General features: G+C 37.6%; 1 protein-coding gene. It reads left to right on the top strand.

The annotated features are described in order from the left end of the window. Positions 1–55: 55 nt before the first annotated feature. Positions 56–242 (top strand): hypothetical protein (locus tag AAEY68_RS21615; RefSeq protein ID WP_350586888.1); only part of this gene is annotated, 187 nt, incomplete at its 3' end.

The following is a 242-nucleotide window of genomic DNA, read 5'->3' as shown; positions in this document are numbered from 1 at the left end:
AGTTATTGCAGGGTATGAAAGCTTATTTGGATACTCCGAAATTTTAAGAGATTTTATGAAGGGCAGCTCAAACCCATGGGTCGGCTTGTTCTTGATAGTAATAGGTCTTATTTATCACTATTTAATGACAGTAGGAAAAGAACATATTGATCTTCGGATGTCTGAAATTCCTAAAACGCCGGTGCTGGGATTAGAGTTGTTGAATTCCGACTTAGAACAATACAAAGACAACTCTGTTAGCC

The sequence above is a fragment of the Pseudoalteromonas sp. RB2-MNA-CIBAN-0110 genome (genome assembly GCF_040309305.1).
In the GTDB taxonomy this organism is placed as follows: Bacteria; Pseudomonadota; Gammaproteobacteria; order Enterobacterales; family Alteromonadaceae; genus Pseudoalteromonas; species Pseudoalteromonas arctica.
Note: the sequence above shows the minus strand (reverse complement) of the source record. Positions and strands in the feature narration are given on the sequence as shown.